Origin of the sequence: Pseudomonas sp. P135 (assembly GCF_020312125.1) — a bacterium.
GTDB classification, from domain to species: Bacteria; Pseudomonadota; Gammaproteobacteria; order Pseudomonadales; family Pseudomonadaceae; genus Aquipseudomonas; species Aquipseudomonas fragariae.
On record NZ_JAGPYR010000006.1, the window covers coordinates 408,430 to 429,081 of the forward strand.

Genomic DNA, 20,652 nt, shown 5'->3' on the forward strand with positions numbered 1-20,652 from the left:
GGTTCTCACCCTGATTATTCAAAAAAAGACAGCGTTTCAACGCTGCATGCCCCAGCGCTTGACGGTCAGGCGCTCGATGTTGGCGAACAGCAGGTTCTCGACCAGCAGGCCGATGAGGATCACTGCCGCCAGGCCGGCAAAGACCTTGTCGGTATATAGCTCGTTACGGTTCTGGAAGATGTACCAGCCCAGACCGCCCTTGCCGGAGGAGGCGCCAAACACCAGTTCGGCAGCAATCAGCGTGCGCCAGGCAAAGGCCCAGCCGATTTTCAGACCGGCGAGAATCGATGGCAGCGCAGCGGGAATCAGGATGTGCCAGACAAAGCGCAGGCCTTTGAGACCATAGTTGCGCCCGGCCATACGCTGGGTTTCCGAGACACCCAGAAAGCCCGCGTAAGTATTGAGCGCCAGTGCCCACAGCACCGAATGTACCAGCACAAAGATCAGGCTGTTCTGACCCAGCCCGAACCACAGCAGCGCCAGCGGTAGCAGGGCAATGGCCGGTAGCGGGTTGAACATCGCAGTCAGCGTGCTGAGCAGGTCGCGGCCCAGTTGGGTGGACACTGCCAGGGTGGTCAGGGCGAACGCCAGCACGATGCCGATCAGGTAGCCCTGAATCAGCACGGTCAGGGAGATCCAGACCTTGCCCGGCAACTCACCGGAAATCAGCCCGTCATAAAAAGCGGCAGCCGTTTGCAGAAAGCTCGGCAACAGCAGGTCGTTGTTCTGCAGACGTGCGGCCAGTTCCCAGATCACCGCCAGGGCGATCATGATGACGCATTTGCGCACCCAGCTCAGTTGCCAGATGCGCTGTGCCAGGGGCAGGTCGCGGGCCAGGTCTTCCTGAGTGAAAGGCTCCAGCGTGATTTCATATTCTTCGCGAGCGGGAGGTGCGAGGCTCATGATTCGGGTTCTCGGTAGTCGTAAAAAGCGTATACAGAACGCTCTGGGAAGCGTTAATACGCACAGCATTCATTATTTAGCCTTTGATTCTGCTCGCAGGGCGTGGAGCGAGTTTGTTCGCGAATGGGCCGTTACATTCTCAGAAGATGCATTGTCTGAACTACCGTCTTCGCGAACGAGTTCGCTCCTACGGCCTTCGGCCAGAATCAAAAACCTGTACCAGTGCGGCCAGTCAATAAGCAATCCGGATGTCCTGAAAATTCAGATCCTGCTCCACCGGCCCGGTCTCGCCCTCATCGAACAACAACCGATGAATACGCTGCGCGGTTTGCTGGAAGCCAACGCCGCCGAGGCTTTTCAGGTCATACTGGTGGCTGTTGATTTCCGCCCGTACACGGCCAGGATGCGGGGAAAGCAGCAGGATGCGATTGCCAACCACCAGCGCTTCTTCGATGGAGTGCGTGACGAACAGCAGCGTGAAGCGCACTTCGTCCCACAGCTCCAGCAGTTCTTCCTGCATCTTGCGTCGGGTCAGTGCATCCAGCGCGGCAAAGGGTTCGTCCATCAGCAGGATTTTCGGCTGCATGGCCAGAGCCCGGGCAATCGCCACGCGGGCTTTCATGCCACCGGACAAGGTGTGCGGGTAGGCATCGGCAAACGCACTGAGGCCGACCTTTTCCAGGTAGTAACGCGCGCGCTCCAGCGCTTCGGGGCGCTTCAGCGTGCGTGATGCCAGCAGCGGAAACATGACGTTCTCGATCACGGTTTTCCACGGCGGCAGCTGGTCGAATTCCTGAAACACCACGATGCGGTCCGGGCCAGGCTCGGTGACCTGCTGCCCCGCCAGACGAATCTCGCCCTCACTGGGCTCGATGAAACCGGCCACCGCCTTGAGCAGGGTCGACTTGCCGCAACCGGATGGGCCGAGCAGCACGAAACGATCGGCCGGATCGACTTCGAAACTGACCTGATGCGTCGCCCGCACAACGCGTTCTGGCGTGCGGTATTCGAGGCTGACGCCGCGGACTTGCAACAAGGCTTCAGCAGTGGGCTGTGCAGCCGACTGCGCTTGGGTGCTGGCCGTGTGGCCTTGCGCGACAGCATTCATGAACGGCTCTCCTGGATCAAAATGGCGCGGTGCCTTGAATGGTCGTGCGATGCAGTTTGCGACGCAGATGCGCCGGGCAGCCGGCAGCCAGGTGGATCAGGGAACGGTTGTCCCAGAACACCATGTCGTTGGCCCGCCACTGGTGCCGATAAATGTGCTCGGGCTTCACGCTGTGAGCATAAATCTCGTTGAGAATCTGACGGCTCTCGTCTTCCGGCAGACCGAGGATGCGTGTAGTGAAACCCTCGCTGACAAACAGTGCCTTGCGCCCGTTTTCAGGGTGAGTGCGAACGATCGGATGGCTGACTTCAACTACCTGCGCCAGCTGCTCGGCGGTCAGGGTCGGACGCCAGTTGGCGGCGTTATGGCCCTCGGCGTAGCGTGCGGTGTAACTGTGCACCGCTGAACGCCCCTCGACGGCATCGCGCAGGTGTTGCGGCAACGTTTCCCATGCCAGGTGCATGTCTGCAAACAGCGTATCGCCGCCTTCACTCGGCAACTCCTGGGCGTAAAGCATCGAGCCCAGGCTCGGCAGTTCCTTGTAAGACAGGTCCGAATGCCAGTACTTGCCGGCATCGCCCAGGCCCACAGGCTTATCGTTCTCGACAATGTTGGAGACGATCAGGATTTCCGGGTGGTTGGCCAACAGAAACTGCTTGAGCACATGGATCTGCAGCACCCCGAAGCGCCGGCTGAAATCGATCTGCTGTTGCGGCGTGATTTGCTGATCGCGAAACACCACCACATGGTGATCCAGATGTGCCTGATGCACACGAGCGAAGTCGGCATCGTTCAACGGCCTGGACAGATCCAGCCCAACGATTTCCGCGCCCACCTTTTCGGTGAATGGACGCACTTCGAACGCTTGCGAAGCAGGTTGAGCGGACGATGAAGCGAGGGAGGCTGCTGGCATGAGAACTCCGACTCCAGGACTGTGTGACTGAAAGACGAAACTCTATAGATATAAGAAAGAGAATTTAAATACCGTTAAGGAATATCGATAGTGCTGAAGTTTTCACTGCCTCGCTGTGTAACGTCAGCCAGCATAAATGTGTCATGACAGTTACATCGAAGTGTCAGAACGGCTTGCTAGGGTCGGCGCCTTATCCGAATCGAGTGAAGCGCCCGCTATGCGATCCAATAAACCGGCTGCCCATGTAATGGTGTCGTCATTGATACTTTCGTTGCTTGCCGTATCCGTTCAGGCGGCAAGCCGTTCAGGTGACGACCGTATAAACGGTGTCGACCTGCTCTCCGGGTTCAACACCCTGTGGACAACCGGTGCAACCTGGGACACCGGCACGCCCACCGCCCTGGGTCAGAGCCTGCTTCGGCGCAACTTGCAGATCGTGGTCGACCGCGCCAACTCGCGCACGCTGGCGCAGGAAACCGCTGCCTACTTCGATGACCGCCGCGACCAGAGCTACAGCGCCATCAGCGGCCTGGGCTCGCTGAGCGATGCTTATAAAGCCGGCGCGGGCGCGTTCACAACGATCACGCAATTCGACGACAGCAACAAAACCGTCAGGTACGACGACAAGGGCAATGGCGCAGGCAGTTCGTCTTCGGCGCTGGGCAAGGTGGTCGATCTGGTCGGCGCGGTGCGCAATGATGCGTCCACGACCCCGGCCAAGTCCCACTATCTGTATCCACGGCCATGGCGGCAGAGCCTCGACGGACAGAGCCTGGCATTCGTCGTCGCGCCCTCCCTGCGCCCGGCCGAAAGCACCACGCCGGCCAGTGACTCGGGTTTCCCCAGCGGTCACACCAACGCCGCCTACCTGTCAGCCTACGCATTGGCCTACGCGATCCCCGAGCGGTTCAGCGAGTTGATGCTGCGTGCTTCGGAGATCGGCGACAACCGCATCGAAGCGGGCATGCACTCGCCCTTCGACGTGATGGGCGGGCGTATTACGGCGACCCATTTCGCCATCGACAACCTGTCCAATTCCGTCAACACGCAATTGCGCGCCGATGCTCGCGCACAGGCGCTGGCCTATTTCACTGCTCAGTGCGGCGGCAACGTCAACAATTGCATGACGGCCATCGACCCGGCCACCGACCGCACGTCCCAGCACGCGCAGGACAAGGCGCTGTACACCGCGCGCATGACCTACGGCTTCGACCCGGTCGGCCCGACCAACCTGGCCCCGGTCGTGCCGACCAACGCGGAAGTGCTGCTGGAAACACGCTTCCCGTACCTCGACGCCAGCCAGCGTCGCGAGATTCTGGCGACCACCGAACTGTCATCGGGCTATGCAGTGATCGATCAGTCAGGTGGCTACGGTCGCCTGAACCTGTATGCCGCAGGCGATGGTTACGGCGCGTTCAATTCCAACGTCACCGTCAACATGAACGCCAGCCTGGGCGGCTACAACGCCATCGACGCCTGGCGCAACGACATCAGCGGCAGCGGTGCGCTGATCAAGAACGGTACGGGCAACCTGATCCTGACCGGCAACAACACCTACTCGGGCGGCACGCTGATCAAAGGCGGCACCCTGACCGGTCATGCCCAGGCCTTTGGCAGCGGCACGATCACCGACAACGCAACGCTGGTAGTCGATCAGTCCACCAACGACACCCTCGCCAACACCCTGACCGGCAACGGTGCGCTGATCAAACGCGGTGTCGGCTCACTGAACCTGACCGGCAACAGCAGCCTGTCCGGCGCGACGACCGTGCAGGCCGGTCGCCTGGCAGTGAATGGCAACCTCGGTAACTCCATCGTCAGCGTGCAGCAAGGCGCGACGCTGGGTGGCAACGGCACCGTGGGCGGCATCAACGTCGCTCAGGGCGGCGTGGTCGCGCCGGGTAATTCGGTCGGGCAACTGAACGTCAACGGTGACGTCAACCTGGCTCAGGGTTCGGTCTATCAGGTCGAGTCGGACGCCAGTGGCAAAGCCGACCGCATCGTCGCCAGCGGTCGTGCGACGATCAATAACAGCACGCTGTCACTGGTTGAAGGCGGTAACTGGCTGGCCGCGAGCCGTTACTCGATCCTCTCCGCAGCCGGTGGCGTGAGCGGTGCATTTGCCGCCGTACAAACCAACTTCGCGTTCCTTACCCCGACGCTGAACTACACCGCCACCGATGTCGGCCTGACGCTGGATCGCAACGCACAAACCTTCGCCAGCCTGGCGACCACGCGCAACGCCAAGGCGGTCGCACAGGGTCTGGACAGCGCGGGCGCAGGCAACGCGCTGTGGCGTCAGGTGGTACAGGACGACGCCTCGACGGCGCAGGCCACGTTCAGCGCGCTGTCCAACGAGCTGCATGCATCGACCCAATCTGCACTGATCGAAGACAGTCGGCTGGTGCGCAATGCCATGAATGCTCGCATGCAACAAGCGCAATCCACACAGGCGTTCGGCAGCACCACGCAAACCCTCGCCGGTGACGCCTCGCGCGGTGTGGTGTGGACCCAGGCCATCGGCGCGACCGGTCAGACCGACAGCAGCCGTGACGCCTCGGGCCTCGAAACCCGTACCAGCGGCCTGCTGTTCGGCGCCGACGTACCGCTCGACGACACCTGGCGTGTGGGTGCATTGGCCGGCTTCAGCAACAGCAGCTTCGACCTGCGCCACGCGTCCGGCTCGACCGACAGCGACAACTACCACTTGGGTGTCTACGGCGGCGCGAAATGGGGCCAATTGGGCCTGCGCCTCGGCGCGGTGCGCACCTGGCATGAGCTGACCGCCAAGCGCACGCTGGACCTGCCGGGCTCGTCCGAACACTTCAAGGAAGACTACAAGGCAGCGACCAATCAGGTCTTCGGCGAACTGGGCTACACCCTGGAAATGGGCAACGCACAGCTCGAACCCTTCGCCAACCTAGCGCATGTGCGCCTGGACACCGACGCCTTCGACGAGAACAGCAACGCCATCAGCCTGCAGAACAAGTCCCAGGACAACCACATCACCTTCAGCACCCTGGGCCTGCGTGCAGCGACCCGCCTGAGCGCTGGCAGCGTCGTGATCAAACCCAACGCCACACTGGGCTGGCGTCGCGCCTACGGTGACGTCACCCCGGAAAGCCGCTCGGCCTTCAGCGGCGGCAGCACCTTCGAACTCTCCGGCGCCCCCATCGCCCGCAGCGCAGCCGTGCTCGGCGCAGGTGTCGACCTGGGGTTGAGCGACACCTTGAGCGTGGGCCTGAGCTACGACGGTCAGGTGAGCAACGACGCATCGGATCAGTCGCTGAATGCCCGGGTGACGTTGGCGTTCTAAGGCTGAAGCGGCGGCTCTCTGTAGGGGCGGAGAGCAGCCTGCCGAAGTTATCAGGGGGTCTGAGCGCTCTTGCGTTGACCCTCGACTTCATCCAACTCCAGCTCTCTCGTTTTCATTTCCCGGCCTCCCGATCAGCCTCAACAATCGAGGTCGGGAAAGGGCTGCGTGCCTTTGCAAACCACCACAGGGCACCCGCTCCGATAACGCTCGTCAGCACGGCCAGCATCAGGATGACCTGGCGAATGCCCAAGGGCGCCGCGAGCAGGGCCACCAGCAAACCTGCCAGAGGCTGCGACAGGTTGTTGAGCAACGTGATCACGCCCACCGTCTTGCCGAAGTCCTGAGGCGGTATCACCCGCTGCCGGAGGGTGCGCATGTAGACGTTGAACATCTTGTCGAAGCCGACGATCAACAGAAACCCCAGCGCATAGCCAATCAGGTTCGGACTCAGAGCGCTGATAAATGCCCCGGTCGCGATCATCGAAAAGCCGACGCCACCCAGCACGCGCATAGGCAGAGCCACGCGGGCCAGGAAGAACAGGATAACGATGGTCGTCACCGCGCCCGCCGCCTGCAGCCCGGCATAGCTGTCTTTGCCGGCGCTGTACTCACCGATCACCATGGCTGCCGAGGTCGCCAGCGTGACACCGACGATCAGGTTGACGCCTACCGCCAGCGTGATGATCTTTTTCAATTCCGCGAGGCTGCGGATGTGCCCGAAGGCAATCCGCAATGGCTGCAGCCAGATGTCCTGATGCTGCTCGAACACCTCAAGCGTGATACGGCTGAGACGTTGCCACGCGAGCATGCTCAGGTCTGCCAGCAGGAACAGGCCGGCGGTCAACAGCACCACCCAGTGCCAGGCCCATACTTCAAGCATCAGTGCCGCGACCAGGGGCCCGAGAACCAGCCCTGACTGGTCGGCGATCTGGGAATAGGACAGCGTTCTGGTGTAGCTGTAGTGCTGAAAGATATACGGCATGAGCACTTCGCGCGCCATGATGCCTTGCGTGGTCAGCACCCCGCACAGTGCCGATAACACCACCAGCCATCCGATACCGCCAAAGATGGCGTAGAGCACCATCGCCAGCACGCACAGCGATGCCCGGTAGATCTGGCTGATATGCAGAATTTTGACTGGCGGGTATTTGTCGCAGAGGGCACCGCACAACGGAAACGCGAGAAACCTCGGCAGCGATTCGACGAAAAACGCCAGCCCGGCCCATGAAGCGCTGTTGGTGGTCTGGAATACCACCAGCGGCACGATAAACAACAGGATCTGGTCCGCCAGTCTCGATAGAAAAAGCGAGATAAAAAAAGCGAGGTAATCCTTACGCATGGAGAACTCCTGTCAGTAAGCGGTGTGGCATAGCGGCCAGAAGAAACATTAGTAGGCGGATCCCGTACCGTCATTGAGGTTATGTCGCTCGTCCCCACGCAAAGGCGGATTGAAGACGCTGACCAGTATCAGGTCCTGCTCCTTGCCTCCGCGCAGAAAGTGCCGATCGTGCTGGTCAAGCACATACACATCCCCAGGCCGGATCGGAAATACGTTGCCTTGCATGTCCTCGACTTCGCCTTCACCTCCAATGCAATAGCACGCCTCAAGGTGATTGCGGTAATGCAAGAGCGACTCTGTGCCCGCGCGGACAATGGTGTGGCACAGCGTAAAGCCCATAGCATCACGTTCAGTGAGCAGACGGTGACTGGTTCCGGCGCCCCATTCGACGAAATAAGGGGTGTTCTCGACATCGGTTTTGTTGCGAACAAACATGTGAAACCTCTCTGAGGTGGCCGACGGGAAAAAACTCAATTCTTTTGAGCGTTGTCAGTGGCAGGCCGCAGAATCGCGTCGCCACAGGCCTGCATCGTTTCGTTCCAGGTCACGTCTCGGTGCGCGGCCATCGCCTGGATATCACGCCAGTGACGCTGAAGCGGGTTACTGGCAACCAAGGAAGACGCACCGAGCCTTTCCACTAACCGGTGCACGGCCTGTACGCATTGTTGCGCCAGATAGGCGCGGTCGCGCTTGAGCTGCAACAATTGCGCTGCGTCCAGAACCCGGTCACTGAGTCCCGCCTCGTGCAGCCGGGAGATCAACGAGTCATACAACAGCTCGACGCTGTAGAGCTGTGCGGCCGAGTGGGCAGCCTGTTCGGCGATCCGGGGATCACTTACCGCCGATGAACTGTTGAAGGCCGCTACAAACGCGGCAAGAGCACCCTCTGCACAGCCCAGTAGCGGGCCAATGATCGAGGTGGTCAGATAGGGCACGAGGGGCAACCTGTCGATGTAGTCGCACGCCAATGCAAGCGGGTCCTGCGCAAACACTTCATGCAGCGCGAAGACGCGGTCATGCGGCACCAACAACCGCCGGAGCAGCACGTCGTGAGAACCGGTTGCCGCCATACCGCAGCTGTCCCAATTGTGAAGCCTCTCCACTTCGTTGGCGGCGACCAGCACCAGAAAGCGCGGGGTGCAAGCGGCTTCAGGGTGGTCAGCGCAGGGGGCGTTGAGCATTAACCAGGTAGCATCCTCAATGCCCGAACTGAAGCGCCAGCGCCCGTCAACCCGAACACCTTCTGGTTCAAAGGACAGCAGGCTATCGGTACTGGTAGATGCTGAAGCGAACAACTGTCGTGGGCCATGGCTGTAAAGCTGGTCTACACAGGCGGGGGGCAGTCGCCGGGCGATTGAGCCGTGACCACCCACCAACGCCAGCATCCAGCCTGTGGAGGCACACGCCCGAGCCGCAATCCGTGCGCTTTCTACCAGAGTGGGCCAGTGACCCGTACGTGTGACAGGCGCGCGTGGCGATACCAGATCCAGCCAGCCTTCGGTAAACAGTTCGTCGAATGTGCTACTGCTCAGCCGGCGATTTGTTTCGGCCACAGCAGCCCGCTCTCGCCACAAAGGCAGATACGCGACCGCCCGCTGACACATCAAGGACACTACGTTGCGCTGGAACGCTTGCTCGGCAGGCTCAAGCATCGCCAAACTCCACAACACCTTTTTGCGAAGGAGCTATGGCGCCAAGACGCGAACGTTCAAAGCAAAAATCCGCTGGCTGGACTGTCGGGCCCAGTAGATCCAGAAACTGTTCTAACTGTTGCGGGTCGTCCGAGGCAACGAACTCACAGAAGTTGCTGCTGCTCCATAGCAGGTGCACACATTTGAAGCGAGCGCAAAGAGCGCTCACCAGCGCTTCCAGCGTGACTTGACCGTTTTGCATGTATTCGAGCATCTGCTGGCGCTTCCAGCGTATCTCTTCTTCACTGAAGTAGCGGGTCTTGAACTGCTCATCCTTGATCCGCTCCCGCAAAAGGTATTCTTCCGGATCGGGGTGATCGAGCTTCTCCAGAAAAAATACCAGGCCGCCCGGCTTCAGAAATTGCTTGATGTGGGAAATCTGGCCAACGCGGTCACGGGTATAGAACTGGAATGCGGCCATCTCATAGATGAAGTCGAATCCCCCCCTGAAGCGATCGTATTCGGGGGTCGCCAACAGAGCGCCTGTTACCTTGAACACCGACTGCGCAAAGAACAACGACAACGCCGGGTCGGCATGCCGATTGAAGGTAATCTGATTGGCCGCGTTCGGAGAGGACGTAAAGCTTTGAATCAAGCCATGCGAATGACCCGCGAGTGCGCGGCCGTTACTTCCGTCAAAGGCGTCCACTTCAAACAGGCTGAAGGTTTGGCCTGTTTCCCTGCTATTTAGCTGAGCAAAACGGGCCAGCGCAACGCCGACTCTGGCCAGTTCCTCAAGGATGTAGGGCACGCTGGCCAGAAAGTGGGAAAATAATGGCCCGGCACCCGAGATGAGTCGATCGTGGTAATCAAGGACCTGCGGGTCCTGGATATCGCACCGTAGATGACTGTCCAGGGACTGCAAGGGCACTTGAGTGGCACCTGTTGCCAGACTGTGGAAGTGTCCTGCAAGTTTCAGCATCGCACTCTGTTGCAGGTCACGGTCGAGGGGCGTGTCGACATTTGGCTGGAGTAACGTCTTCATGGCATAGCTCCTTCTATCAGATCAGTCCTTTGGCGGAAAACTTGCCCGAATCGGTTTTTGGCAGAGCCTCAAGAAACACGCACTGAGTCGGGACCATGTGCCAATCCAGATGCGCCTTGCAATAGTCGATCAGCGTTTGTCCGCTGGTCTGACGGTGGTCGCTATCAAGCACGATGCACGCCTTGGGCACATGCCCGGCCGACTCGTCAGCGACCGGCACCACCAGCACCTCGGCAACCGCCGGGTGCGAAGCCAGACACTGCTCGATCTCCCGTGGGTTCACGTTCCAGATATTGCGCGCAAATACGTCGTCCTTGCGGGCAACATAGTAGAGATAGCCCTCTGCGTCCTGCTTGAACAGATCGCCCGTGCGGTACAGCCGCGAGTGACCGAAAGCATTGTGAACAAAGGCTCTGGCGTTCGCTTCAGGCATGTCCCAGTACTCAAGCATCAGGTAGTCGCTTGTCACCAGCAACTCGCCAACCTGCCCAGGCTGGTCGATCACCCGGTCATGCTCGTCCAGCAAGTACAGACTGACACCGGGCAGAGGTTTGCCTACAGACGTTGGCCGGCGATCAATTTCCTCGGGGGGCAGGTAGCTCACGCGCTTGCATTCAGTGAGTCCGTAGTTGGAGAAAATCTGCACCTGAGGCAGCGCCTGGCGAATGCGCTGAATGTGACGGCTATGAAGGGCCTGTCCGCTGCTGGAGATATAACGCAAGCCAGGTACCCGTGCCTGCCACTCGGGTCCGGCATTGGCCAGCAGGCAAAATACCGGAGGAAAGACATGCATTGCGGTCACCGCCTCGCGTTCGACGACCGCGAGTACTTCTTCTGCGCTACCTGCAGGCCGGCTCTCAATGACACTGGTAGCCCCTGCGTACAACGGCATCATTACGTTATAGACGCCGTAATCCGATGCCAGTGTTGAGTAGCTGAGGATTCGGTCATCGGCTTCGTTACCCAGGTAAGCAGTGACCCGACTGCTGGCCGCCAACATGATGCGGTGATTGACGAGTACGCCTTTCGGATTGAAGGTCGACCCCGAGGTATAAAATATCGATGTGGGGCGTTCAGGGTCATCGGTCAATAATGAGGCTACGGCGCTCACTTCATCGCGGTACCCCGAGACAGCCTCGGCAAGTTGAATAACACCAGGTATTGCTGTTGGAATCGGGACAGTGAGCAAAACAAGCTCGAGACCGGCCTCATTGATCAAGTCAGGCAAATCATCAGTGCAGTCGGTGATCAGCACCCGGGCACCGGAATGCTTGAGTTGATGAATCAGCTTGGTACGGCTGAGGGTGTGATGAGTCGCAGCGGTGATCACTCCGGCTTGCAGCATACCCAGATAGCTTGCGATCAGGTCAATGGAGATCGGCGCGTAGAGACCTACACGGTCGCCAGGGAGGATACCGAGCGTTGCAAGCAACGACGCGATGTCATCTACCCGCTGTTGCAATTCCCGATAAGAAGTCGCCTGCCCGTCTAGAATAATGGCCGGCTTGGTCGGATATCTACGGGCGTTATCTGCGATAACCTGATGAAACAACTGCATCGTTTAACTTCCTTTTAAGCGAAACATCCCTGGCATTACTTACGTTTTTTAGCACACACCGACACATAAGTACCTTGCCATGTATAAGGCTCTATTGGCAGGCTGACGGAGTCGGTAAGTGGCCAACTTTGATTATCAAAAAAGTGACTGAAATCAACAATATCGAAGCCACTAAGCCATCGATCAAAAAAGCCTTCGCTGTCCTGGATGGACAGCCCGGCTTCTTTATCCCAGATAAACGGCTCTCCCGTGGCTTGAAAGAAACGAGTCAAGTCGGACAACAAGTCCAGAACGATATACCCGCCGGGTTTCACTGCACCGATTATTTTCGGCATGACCTGTTGAAGCTCATCTTTAGTGAAAAAGTGGAGCACTTCAGAACACACCAGTACGTCGTAACCTTCAGGTGCGGGTGTGTAGTTCAGGATATTCGCTTGCTGAAAATTCATGTCCTTTAGCCATGGATTGAGCTGGCGGCTATGTACCGTGCTGTCAACCATGTCCACGCCGCTAAGGCTGTAGCCTTTAATCGCCAAAGCCGCGAGGTTGCGACCGTCTCCGCAGCCAAGCTCCAGCACGTCACCAGGACCATCAGGCAAGTTTGATAAAAACCGTTTTAACTCCTCCCTTAACTCGCCAAACAAAGTACCACTACTGCACGCACTGTACTCGCTGTCGTACCACTTTTTCAGAACGGAACTGTCCACTACTCTCATAGTAACTCCCTGCCTATTTTAGAGGTCAATGTACAACACATTGTTTCGCGCTACCGGCGCGACCTGTAAATACCAGCAATGAAATTATGGACTTTGAAGCGCTGTAGCGAATAGAAGATGGCGATCGAGACAATAGGGCATCATTTAAAATCCATTTTATTATGAGTCGTGTCGCATCCATTTTTAACAGCCTAATAAACGGATTGCAGCGGGCAAAATATTTACACCCAACCCCATTTCCTGTCAAGAAAAATCAAGGTATTGGATCCGGTATTTTGTCAACGACGAATGACAGGATTCATCCATATGAGGGTCTTAGTTCAAAAGTACGAATAGAATAGCGGGCTTGCTCACATCGCTCGATTCATGCACTGAACCTGCTGCACTCAGTGACGCGGGTACTTCAATCGGCTTACTATCGAAGACACTGATACGCCCTCTCCTGTGAACGCGCGGAGAAATATTCATGTACTCGTCGCCAGGATCCTCGACCGCTCTGGTCGCCTTGCTGATAGCTCTGCTCACAGGCTGTAGCGGAGCACCAGGCACTAGCGCGAAAACTGTCGGCGATACCCAGCCAGGCGAAGGCGGTGTTCCCGCGTTTTACGCATGGACAGATAAAGTGCCGTCAACGCCCGGACGGATGCTGCGCGCCGAGCCACTGACGCCCATTCAGAGCCTTGATAATGCTGGCCAGAATGTCCGTATTTTGTATACCTCCACCGATGGGCTCAACAACCAGCCAGTCGTAGTCTCCGGCGCACTGTTTACTCCCAAGGGCACGCCGCCGAAGGGTGGATGGCCGTTGATGGCGTGGGCGCATGGCACGGTTGGTAGTGCGGATGTCTGCGCGCCTTCTTTTGCCGGGCGCAGTGGTCGCGACACGCGCTATCTGAATGAATGGCTCGGGCGCGGTTACGCGATTGTGGCCACTGACTATGAGGGGCTGGGGACGCCGGGGCTGCATCCGTTCGGGCTGAGCAGCCCGCTGGCTTACGGCGTTCTGGACAGCATTCGTGCAGTTCAGAGGGCGGATTTCAATCTGTCTTCGCGGGTTGTTGTGTTTGGTCAGTCGCAGGGCGGTCGTGCGGCGTTTGCGACGGCTGTCTACAAGAAGACTTACGCACCGGAGCTGAATATTGTCGGCGTGGTTGCGACCGGGACGCCGTATCCGATGGCTCAATTGCATGAGAAACATACGGGATCGGATAACTTCCGCGATCAGGTCTCGCCGTCGCTGGCCTACAACCTGTTGCGATTGAGTACCGCCGCGCTGATCAACCCGTTGCTGCATCCCGCCGATTACCTGAGCGACCGCGCGAAGCCCGCGTTTGAAACCAGCCAGCGTGAATGCCTGCAAGCCATCGAGCGCAAGGTGGTCGCGGATGGACTGACGTTCAACAACAGTTTCAAACGTTCACCCGAGAAAGCACTGGATCAGGTCAATCGCCATTCGGACTACCCGACGGTAAAGTCGGACATTCCGGTATTTATCGGTACCGGGGGCAAGGATGTCATCTCACCTGTTCGCAGCCAGATCGCGCTGGTCAAGGACGCGTGCAGGGCAGGCGACCGCATCGAATGGCATTACTACCCGCAACTGGATCACTCCGGCGCAGTGAATGGCTCACTGCCGGACTCGACACGTTTTGTCGAGAAAGCATTTTCGGGGGAGCTTATGACGGGGAATTGTGGGGAGACGAAGAGCGTCGCACGATAGTTGAGGTTGTCATTCCTCACGCTCCAGCGCGGGAATGCCTTGGGTGACGCTCTGCGTCACAGATCTGCGCTGCGTCGCACATTCACGATCGGACGCGGAGCGTTCAGAACGGCATGCGACGCGGAGCGTCGCATGATAGTTGGAGGAACGAGAGTCAGTGGGTCAGAACGCAGGCAGTACCGCGCCGTCGTACTTCTTGTTGATGAAGTCTTTCACTTCCTGGCTGGTCAGCGCTTTCGACAGTTTCTCGATGGCGTCGGTGTGGGCGTTGTCTTCGCGGGTCACGAGGAAGTTCACGTACGGCGAATCCGAACCCTCGATGATCAGCGCGTCTTTCTTCGGATTGAGCTTGGCTTCCAGCGCGTAGTTGGTATTGATCAGCGCGAGGTCAACCTGGCTCAAGGCGCGTGGCAGTACAGCCGACTCCAGTTCGCGGAACTTGAAATTCTTCGGGTTGCTGGCGATGTCTTTCGGCGTGGACAGTGCGTTTTTCGGATCCTTCAGGGTGATCAGGCCGTTCTTGTCCAACAGGATCAGCGCACGCCCGGCGTTGCTGCCTTCGTTCGGAATGGCAATGGTTGCGCCTTCAGGCAGATCTTTCACGCTCTTGTACTTTTTCGAGTAGCCGCCGAACGGTTCGACGTGCACGCCAACGCCGGTTACCAGGTTGGTGCCTTTACCCTTGTTGAAGCCATCCAGGTAAGGCTTGGTCTGGAAGTAGTTGGCATCCAGACGCTTCTCGCTCAACTGGACGTTGGGCTGTACGTAGTCAGTGAAGACCTTGATTTCCAGGTCCACACCTTCCTTGGCCAGCGTCGGCTGGATCAGTTTGAGGATTTCCGCATGCGGTACGGGCGTTGCGCCGACGACCAGCTTTTCACCTGCGTGAGCCAGGCCAATGGAGAACACAGCCGCCAGAGCGGTCAGCAAAAACGTCTTTTTCATGCAATGTCCTTAACGAAATCCGAGAGCGTCATCCAGAAAATGACACCTTATTATTCAATGATTTGCCACAGCTATCCGAACCCTGCGACATCATGCTGACATTACCGGTGTTTTATATTCCGATAAAATACTTTTTAATCGAGTGCTTATGCTTTTTTGCACCAGAAGCTACTGTACCTCATCAAGACCGCGCCGGGACGCGCTCAAGCAGGTAGCCGCGCCAGCTCCGAGGTGACTGTTTCAAGCAATTGCCTGAGCGCGGAAAGCTGCCTGCCATCACTACCGTTGAGCAATAGCTGCGTCTGGCGCTCGATCAGCGTCAACGGATCGGCGATGTCCGGCAGATTGATATCCTGTGCGCGAATTTCATCACCGCTGCTGACCAGCAGGGCGAAGTGAATGACGTTCTCCAGTTCACGGGTATTGCCGGGCCAGCTGTGGGCCTCCAGCGTCCGCTGCGCCTCCTCGCTGATCAGTTGCACCGGCAGGTTCAGACGCTGGCTGTAGATCCCGACAAAATATTCGGCCAACGGCAGGATGTTGCCCGGCTGCTCGCGCAATGCAGGCAGATCGAGGCGGCCCTCGCTCAGGTAATGATAAAGACGCTCGTGGAATTTCCCGGCAGCCACGGCCTGCGCCAGATCGATACTGGTGGCGGCGACCAGACGCACATCGACCGGGCTCGGCTGCTGCGCGCCCACTCGCGTGACTTCGTGATTTTCAAGGGCCGCCAGCAGCTTGACCTGGATCGGCAACGGCAGGTCGCCGATCTCGTCCAGGTACAAGGTGCCGCCATTGGCCGAACCGAACCATCCCGCGCGGCTGCTGACCGTCCCACTGTGGGCTCCGGCGGCATAGCCGAACAATTCGGCATCGGCGTATGTAGGGCTGATGGCACCGCAGTTCACTGAAACGAACAAACCCGAGCGATCACTGCCGCGATGAATGTGCCGGGCCAGCAATTCCTTGCCGGTCCCGGACTCGCCACGGATCAGTACCGGAAGAGAACGGGGAGCCAGTTGCTCCATTTCTTCACGCAACCGGCGCGAGCGTGGATCGATGAACACCAGCGCCTTGGCGCGAATGCTCAGTGGGCTTTTTTCCGCATCGGGAAAGGTCAGCAGCGGCTGGCCGAAGTTTTCGTGAAGGCTCATGACACACTCCCGCCTGAGCCCTTGCGATGGCTCAAGCGTTTAAAAAGACGGGACCCGGTGAGTCCGATAAACAAGCTGCCCGGTCATGCGCGACGACGCGCGTGTTGCTCCAGACGGTTTTGCAGGCGGTACAGGTAAGCGAAGCCCTGCTCCCAGCGTTGATGGCCGGACTTGACGTTGATATGCCCGGCCTGACTCAGAAAGCCTAGCTCGGCGCCCCAATGACGCGCCATCTCCATGGCACGCTGGGAGCTGACCGCAGGGTCGTTGTCAGAGCTGACGATCTGCGTCGGAAACGGCAATAGATCAGTAGGGATCGGCGCGAAATTACGCAATGCAGGCGGGCAATTCGGACGCTCGACGTCGGCCGGTGCCACCAGCAGTGCGCCCTGCACCTGACGCAAGGTTTCCAGCGGCGCGAGTCGAGCCCAGTGCGCGACCGTGACGCAACCCAGGCTGTGCGCGATCAGGATCACTGGCGTGTCATGCGCGGCAATCGTGCGTTGCAACTCACCCACCCAGTCTTCACGACGTGGCTTGAGCCAGTCGGCCTGCTCCACGCGCGTGCTGTTGGGCAGGCTGTTCTGCCAGTGGGTCTGCCAATGATCGTCAGGAGACCCTTGCCAGCCTGGCACGATCAGATACCGGATCGACTCGTTATGCATGGATTCGCCTCCTGCATGTATGCGTTCATGAAACGAGTATAGGGATGGAAGTTATATTCGCTAAGGAATAAGAAGCTATTTATTAATTCCCAAAACGAATATCGGCTGACAGACAAAAAAAGAGGCCACTCCCTGCCTTCGAGGAACGGCCTCTAATAAAAATCACTTTCAGGGCAAAGATTATCCGCACTTCGTTACAGGATTACGACGGCCTCAGGTTGCAGGCACAGTACGCGGACCCTGCTCGCCCGCAGTCAACGGCACTGTCTCGTCATGCTGCGGGACTTCACGGGCAACGTTCCACACCACAATCGCAGCGACGATGTCGAAAATCGCCAGCACCACGAACAGCGGGCTGTAGCCGATTTTGGTGACCAGCACGCCGAACACCATGGTGAATGCCGCCGCCCCGAAAAAGCCGAACATTCCGCCCATCCCGGTCGCCGTGGCCACCTCGTTTTTGCCGAATGAATCCGAGGTGATCGAATACAGCGCGCCCGACAGGGTCTGGTGAGCAAAACCACCGATGCACAACAAGGCAATGGCGGTGTAGGGACTGTCGACCAGCCCGATGCACGCTGGCCCGATCATGCAGGAGCAGCCGAACAGCATGACCATCTTGCGCGAGGTGAACAGCGACACCTTGCAGTACTTGTGGAACAACGGGCTCAGGTAGCCGCCCAGTACGCAGCCGATGTCAGCCGCCAGAAACGGCAGCCAGGCGAACATCGCGACTTCCTTGATGTTCATGTGACGCTCGGTCATCAGGTACAGCGGAATCCACGCATTGAAGGTCTGCCAGGCAGGCTCGGAGAGGATTCGCGCCGAGGCAATCGCGTAGAAATTACGGTTTTTGAACAGTCGCTTCCAGCTGCCTTTCCGGGCAGGTGCGTCCTTCAGACGCGCTTCCTGGCCGCTGAGGATGTAGTCACGTTCGGCATCGCCCAGACGCTTCTGATCGCGCGGGTGTTTGTACAGCAGCAGCCACAGGCCGCTCCACACAATGCCCAGACCGCCGACAATCAGAAACGCCAGCTCCCAGCCACTCTGCAGAATGGCCCAGACCACCAGCGGCGGCGCAAGCAATGCGCCGAACGACGAACCGATGTTGAACCAGCCGATGGCGACCGAGCGCTCCTTGGCCGGAAACCATTCAGTGGTCGCCTTGACGCCGGCCGGAAGCCCCGCGGCTTCGGTCAGGCCGAGCATGCCGCGGAAGATCGCCAGACTCTGCCAGCCGGTTGCGAAGGCGGCAGCAGCGCAGGCGGCAGACCAGGCGATGGCGAAAATCGCAAAGCCCATCTTGGTGCCGATCGCATCAATGATGTAGCCCGCCACAGGTTGCATGATGGCGTAGCACAGTTGCCAGGCGACCACGATGTGCGCGTACTGCTCGGTGGAAATGCTCAGCTCGCTCATGAGCGTCGGAGCTGCGACGGACAGTGTGTTGCGTGCCAGGTAGTTGACCACCAGGCCGGCCGTGACCAGCCCCACCATCCACCAACGAATGCCTTTTATCTTCATCTCTTCACCCTGTTTATTTTTAGATTGGCGATGAGCGTCCCGCGGCCAAGGCCGTGAGGCGGCTGGTTTTGTGTAACTTCAGATTACGTTTTCTTCAGAAGACTTTTAGGCGCTTTCTGCCGACGATCATGTGTAAAAACAGATTTTCCGTGCGAGAAGCATGCTTTTATGGCCTGAGAATTCAGACTGGTCATGAGGTTGTTACTCTTTGAATTATTTTTGTGGTTGTAATTTTTTTCGAGTCTTATGTTGTCGTACAACATAGTGAACTTATAGTCATTTGCCATTCCGGTGTCAAATGACAGAAACGCTATGACCTGCTTCAGCAATGGGTCAGGGAAGCATTGAGAATGGGAGGTGCATTTTCGCGTCATACGACGACTGTGCAATCAGCGTCTGCAGGTAGCTCGTTTGCGCCCATTGGGCATCACTCAGTGGTTACAGCACAGATATTTTCTGCATGACGGCAAGAAACGCGTCATGACACTTGCACAACTGTCACAAATGCTTTCATTCTTGAAGGCGGCGTCAGGCAAGGGAGTTGCCCGGTGAGACCTTATCGGCATGGGCCCGACGCTGAAGTCACCTCATGTCAGGAAGAGGCGTGCGCATGCCCGAGCCAAGCAGTCTCGCCAGCTGGACCCCCGCGCTGCGCAAGCAGCTTACTGCCCTGGGTATGGACAGCGATGCGTTGTGCCAGAGCGCGGGCATAGACCTGAATTTGCTCAGTGAACCCGGTGCGCAATTCTCGCCGGATGTCACCGCTGCGCTTTGGCAACGGGCAGTGCAAGCCAGCCTTGATCCGGCGCTGGGTTTGCGTGTTTCACGCTTTGTCAGCCCGACAGCGTTTCATGCGCTGGGCTACACGCTGGTCGCCAGCGGTTCGCTACGCGAAGTTTTCGAGCGCATCGTACGTTACCGCTCGATGGCCGAGGACTCTCTGGAGCTGGACTTCAGGACAGTCGGCGAGCGTTATGAATTTCGCTTCGGCACGCCGCCCTCCTGTCAGTCACCGGTGCATGAGCTGCTGGATGCATTTGCCGCCATTTACGTGCGCACCTGCCGCAATCGGCTCGGCCGGGGCTACGCGCCGCTTGCCGTGCACCTGCAGCGTCCGGCACCCGACGACCCGCGGCCCTGGCACGACCTGTTTCGCTCACCGGTCATGTTTGCGGCGCAGGAGAACTTGCTGGAGTTTGACGGTGATCAATTCGACAGCCACCTGGATGACGGCCCGGTACAGCTGAACGGCCAGGAATCCCAAGGGGATCCGTTACCGTCCCTGATCTGGGAGCAGCGCGTACGCTCGGCCATCGAAACCCTGCTGCCGGACGGCGAGCCCACCGTCAGAAGCATTGCCGAAGCCCTGCACCTGAGCCCGCGCAACCTGCAGCGCCATCTGGCCGACGAGGGCTGCTGCTATGACCTGCTGCTCAACCAATGCCGCCAGAACCTGGCGCTGCTGCACATGAACGATCAACAAAGCTCGCTGAGCGAAATCGCCTACCTGCTGGGTTTTTCCGACACCGACTGCCTGAGCCGCGCCTTCAAACGCTGGACCGGGCTGACACCGGAACAGTACCGCAGCAGCGTGGTGCGTTGAGCGCTGATGGAGGACACACCATCGTGTCCGATGCTCAGCGTCCACTCTTGCTCAAGCGGCGCAGCGCACATCCATGACGCGGAGCGTCACGAAGGGCGTTCCCACGCTGGAGCGTGAGGAACGATAGGTGTCCGGGGGATCGCGGGCGTAACGCGCCCTGAAGAACACCATCGTACCCATGCTCCGCGTGGGTATGCCGTTCTGGACGCTCTGCGTCCTCTCCTGAGTGTGTGACGCGGAGCGTCACGAAGGGCGTTCCCACGCTGGAGCGTGAGGAACGATAGGTGTCCGGGGGATCGCGGGCGTAACGCGCCCTGAAGAACACCATCGTACCCATGCTCCGCGTGGGTATGCCGTTCTGGACGCTCTGCGTCCTCTCCTGATTATGTGACGCAGAGCGTCACGACAGGCATTCCCACGCTGTGGACTGCCCCCAAGAAGTTGGACACCAATCCGACCTAATGGGGGTGTTCAAATGGCCAAGTATTCAGAGCAATTCAAGCTCACCGTCG

The 20,652-nt window shown here is 58.7% G+C and carries 16 protein-coding genes; 3 read left to right on the forward strand and 13 right to left on the reverse strand.

Annotation, left to right across the window (positions count from 1 at the left end; translation table 11 throughout):
* Nucleotides 1–36 precede the first annotated feature (36 nt).
* The 3 genes from KBY08_RS12535 to KBY08_RS12545 form a co-directional block, all read right to left on the reverse strand.
* The gene (locus KBY08_RS12535) at nucleotides 37–903 is read right to left on the reverse strand and encodes an ABC transporter permease (protein ID WP_003317308.1); all 867 of its coding nucleotides are present in this window, start codon (nucleotides 901–903) and stop codon (nucleotides 37–39) included.
* A 232-nt stretch (nucleotides 904–1,135) separates the two neighbouring features.
* On the reverse strand, nucleotides 1,136–2,011 hold the full coding sequence (locus KBY08_RS12540; RefSeq protein ID WP_024659620.1) for an ABC transporter ATP-binding protein: 876 nt from the start codon (nucleotides 2,009–2,011) through the stop codon (nucleotides 1,136–1,138).
* 16 nt (nucleotides 2,012–2,027) lie between these two features.
* Complete coding sequence (locus tag KBY08_RS12545) at nucleotides 2,028–2,924, reverse strand: TauD/TfdA dioxygenase family protein (protein ID WP_024640879.1); 897 nt, start codon at nucleotides 2,922–2,924, stop codon at nucleotides 2,028–2,030.
* A gap of 217 nt (nucleotides 2,925–3,141) precedes the next feature.
* Here KBY08_RS12545 and KBY08_RS12550 point away from each other — a divergent pair, with 217 nt between their 5' ends.
* Nucleotides 3,142–6,240 (forward strand): autotransporter domain-containing protein, encoded by a 3,099-nt coding sequence (locus tag KBY08_RS12550; RefSeq protein WP_225651152.1) that lies wholly within the window; start codon nucleotides 3,142–3,144, stop codon nucleotides 6,238–6,240.
* Between the two features lie 112 nt (nucleotides 6,241–6,352).
* Here KBY08_RS12550 and KBY08_RS12555 read toward each other — a convergent pair whose 3' ends face one another.
* Genes KBY08_RS12555 through KBY08_RS12580 form a run of 6 tightly spaced genes read right to left on the reverse strand, consistent with a single transcriptional unit; the run spans nucleotide 6,353 to nucleotide 12,529 of the window.
* Entirely contained in the window at nucleotides 6,353–7,579 is a 1,227-nt protein-coding gene (locus KBY08_RS12555; RefSeq protein WP_024659621.1) for an MFS transporter, read from the reverse strand.
* A 48-nt stretch (nucleotides 7,580–7,627) separates the two neighbouring features.
* Entirely contained in the window at nucleotides 7,628–8,014 is a 387-nt protein-coding gene (locus KBY08_RS12560; RefSeq protein ID WP_003403190.1) for an ectoine synthase, read from the reverse strand.
* A 35-nt stretch (nucleotides 8,015–8,049) separates the two neighbouring features.
* The gene (locus KBY08_RS12565) at nucleotides 8,050–9,231 is read right to left on the reverse strand and encodes an acyl-CoA dehydrogenase family protein (protein ID WP_011266329.1); all 1,182 of its coding nucleotides are present in this window, start codon (nucleotides 9,229–9,231) and stop codon (nucleotides 8,050–8,052) included.
* Entirely contained in the window at nucleotides 9,224–10,255 is a 1,032-nt protein-coding gene (locus KBY08_RS12570) for a hypothetical protein (protein ID WP_003403194.1), read from the reverse strand. Before KBY08_RS12570 ends, KBY08_RS12565 begins: the two co-directional genes overlap by 8 nt.
* 16 nt (nucleotides 10,256–10,271) lie before the next feature.
* Nucleotides 10,272–11,813 (reverse strand): class I adenylate-forming enzyme family protein, encoded by a 1,542-nt coding sequence (locus KBY08_RS12575; RefSeq protein ID WP_003403196.1) that lies wholly within the window; start codon nucleotides 11,811–11,813, stop codon nucleotides 10,272–10,274.
* A gap of 35 nt (nucleotides 11,814–11,848) precedes the next feature.
* Nucleotides 11,849–12,529 (reverse strand): class I SAM-dependent methyltransferase, encoded by a 681-nt coding sequence (locus tag KBY08_RS12580; protein WP_011266326.1) that lies wholly within the window; start codon nucleotides 12,527–12,529, stop codon nucleotides 11,849–11,851.
* A gap of 466 nt (nucleotides 12,530–12,995) precedes the next feature.
* Here KBY08_RS12580 and KBY08_RS12585 point away from each other — a divergent pair, with 466 nt between their 5' ends.
* Nucleotides 12,996–14,249, forward strand: coding sequence for a lipase family protein (locus tag KBY08_RS12585; protein ID WP_111522323.1), 1,254 nt, complete (start codon nucleotides 12,996–12,998; stop codon nucleotides 14,247–14,249).
* A 162-nt stretch (nucleotides 14,250–14,411) separates the two neighbouring features.
* Here KBY08_RS12585 and KBY08_RS12590 read toward each other — a convergent pair whose 3' ends face one another.
* The 4 genes from KBY08_RS12590 to KBY08_RS12605 form a co-directional block, all read right to left on the reverse strand.
* Nucleotides 14,412–15,194, reverse strand: coding sequence for a MetQ/NlpA family ABC transporter substrate-binding protein (locus tag KBY08_RS12590; RefSeq protein ID WP_003403204.1), 783 nt, complete (start codon nucleotides 15,192–15,194; stop codon nucleotides 14,412–14,414).
* 203 nt (nucleotides 15,195–15,397) lie between these two features.
* Nucleotides 15,398–16,348, reverse strand: coding sequence for a sigma 54-interacting transcriptional regulator (locus KBY08_RS12595; protein WP_024639271.1), 951 nt, complete (start codon nucleotides 16,346–16,348; stop codon nucleotides 15,398–15,400).
* Nucleotides 16,349–16,431: 83 nt separating this feature from the next.
* Nucleotides 16,432–17,013: an alpha/beta hydrolase gene (locus tag KBY08_RS12600; protein WP_011266323.1), complete on the reverse strand. Its 582-nt coding sequence runs from the start codon at nucleotides 17,011–17,013 to the stop codon at nucleotides 16,432–16,434.
* 213 nt (nucleotides 17,014–17,226) lie between these two features.
* Complete coding sequence (locus KBY08_RS12605) at nucleotides 17,227–18,510, reverse strand: MFS transporter (RefSeq protein ID WP_024661239.1); 1,284 nt, start codon at nucleotides 18,508–18,510, stop codon at nucleotides 17,227–17,229.
* Between the two features lie 637 nt (nucleotides 18,511–19,147).
* Between KBY08_RS12605 and KBY08_RS12610 the strand changes: the two genes are divergently transcribed.
* Entirely contained in the window at nucleotides 19,148–20,140 is a 993-nt protein-coding gene (locus KBY08_RS12610) for an AraC family transcriptional regulator (protein ID WP_011266321.1), read from the forward strand.
* Nucleotides 20,141–20,652 lie beyond the last annotated feature (512 nt).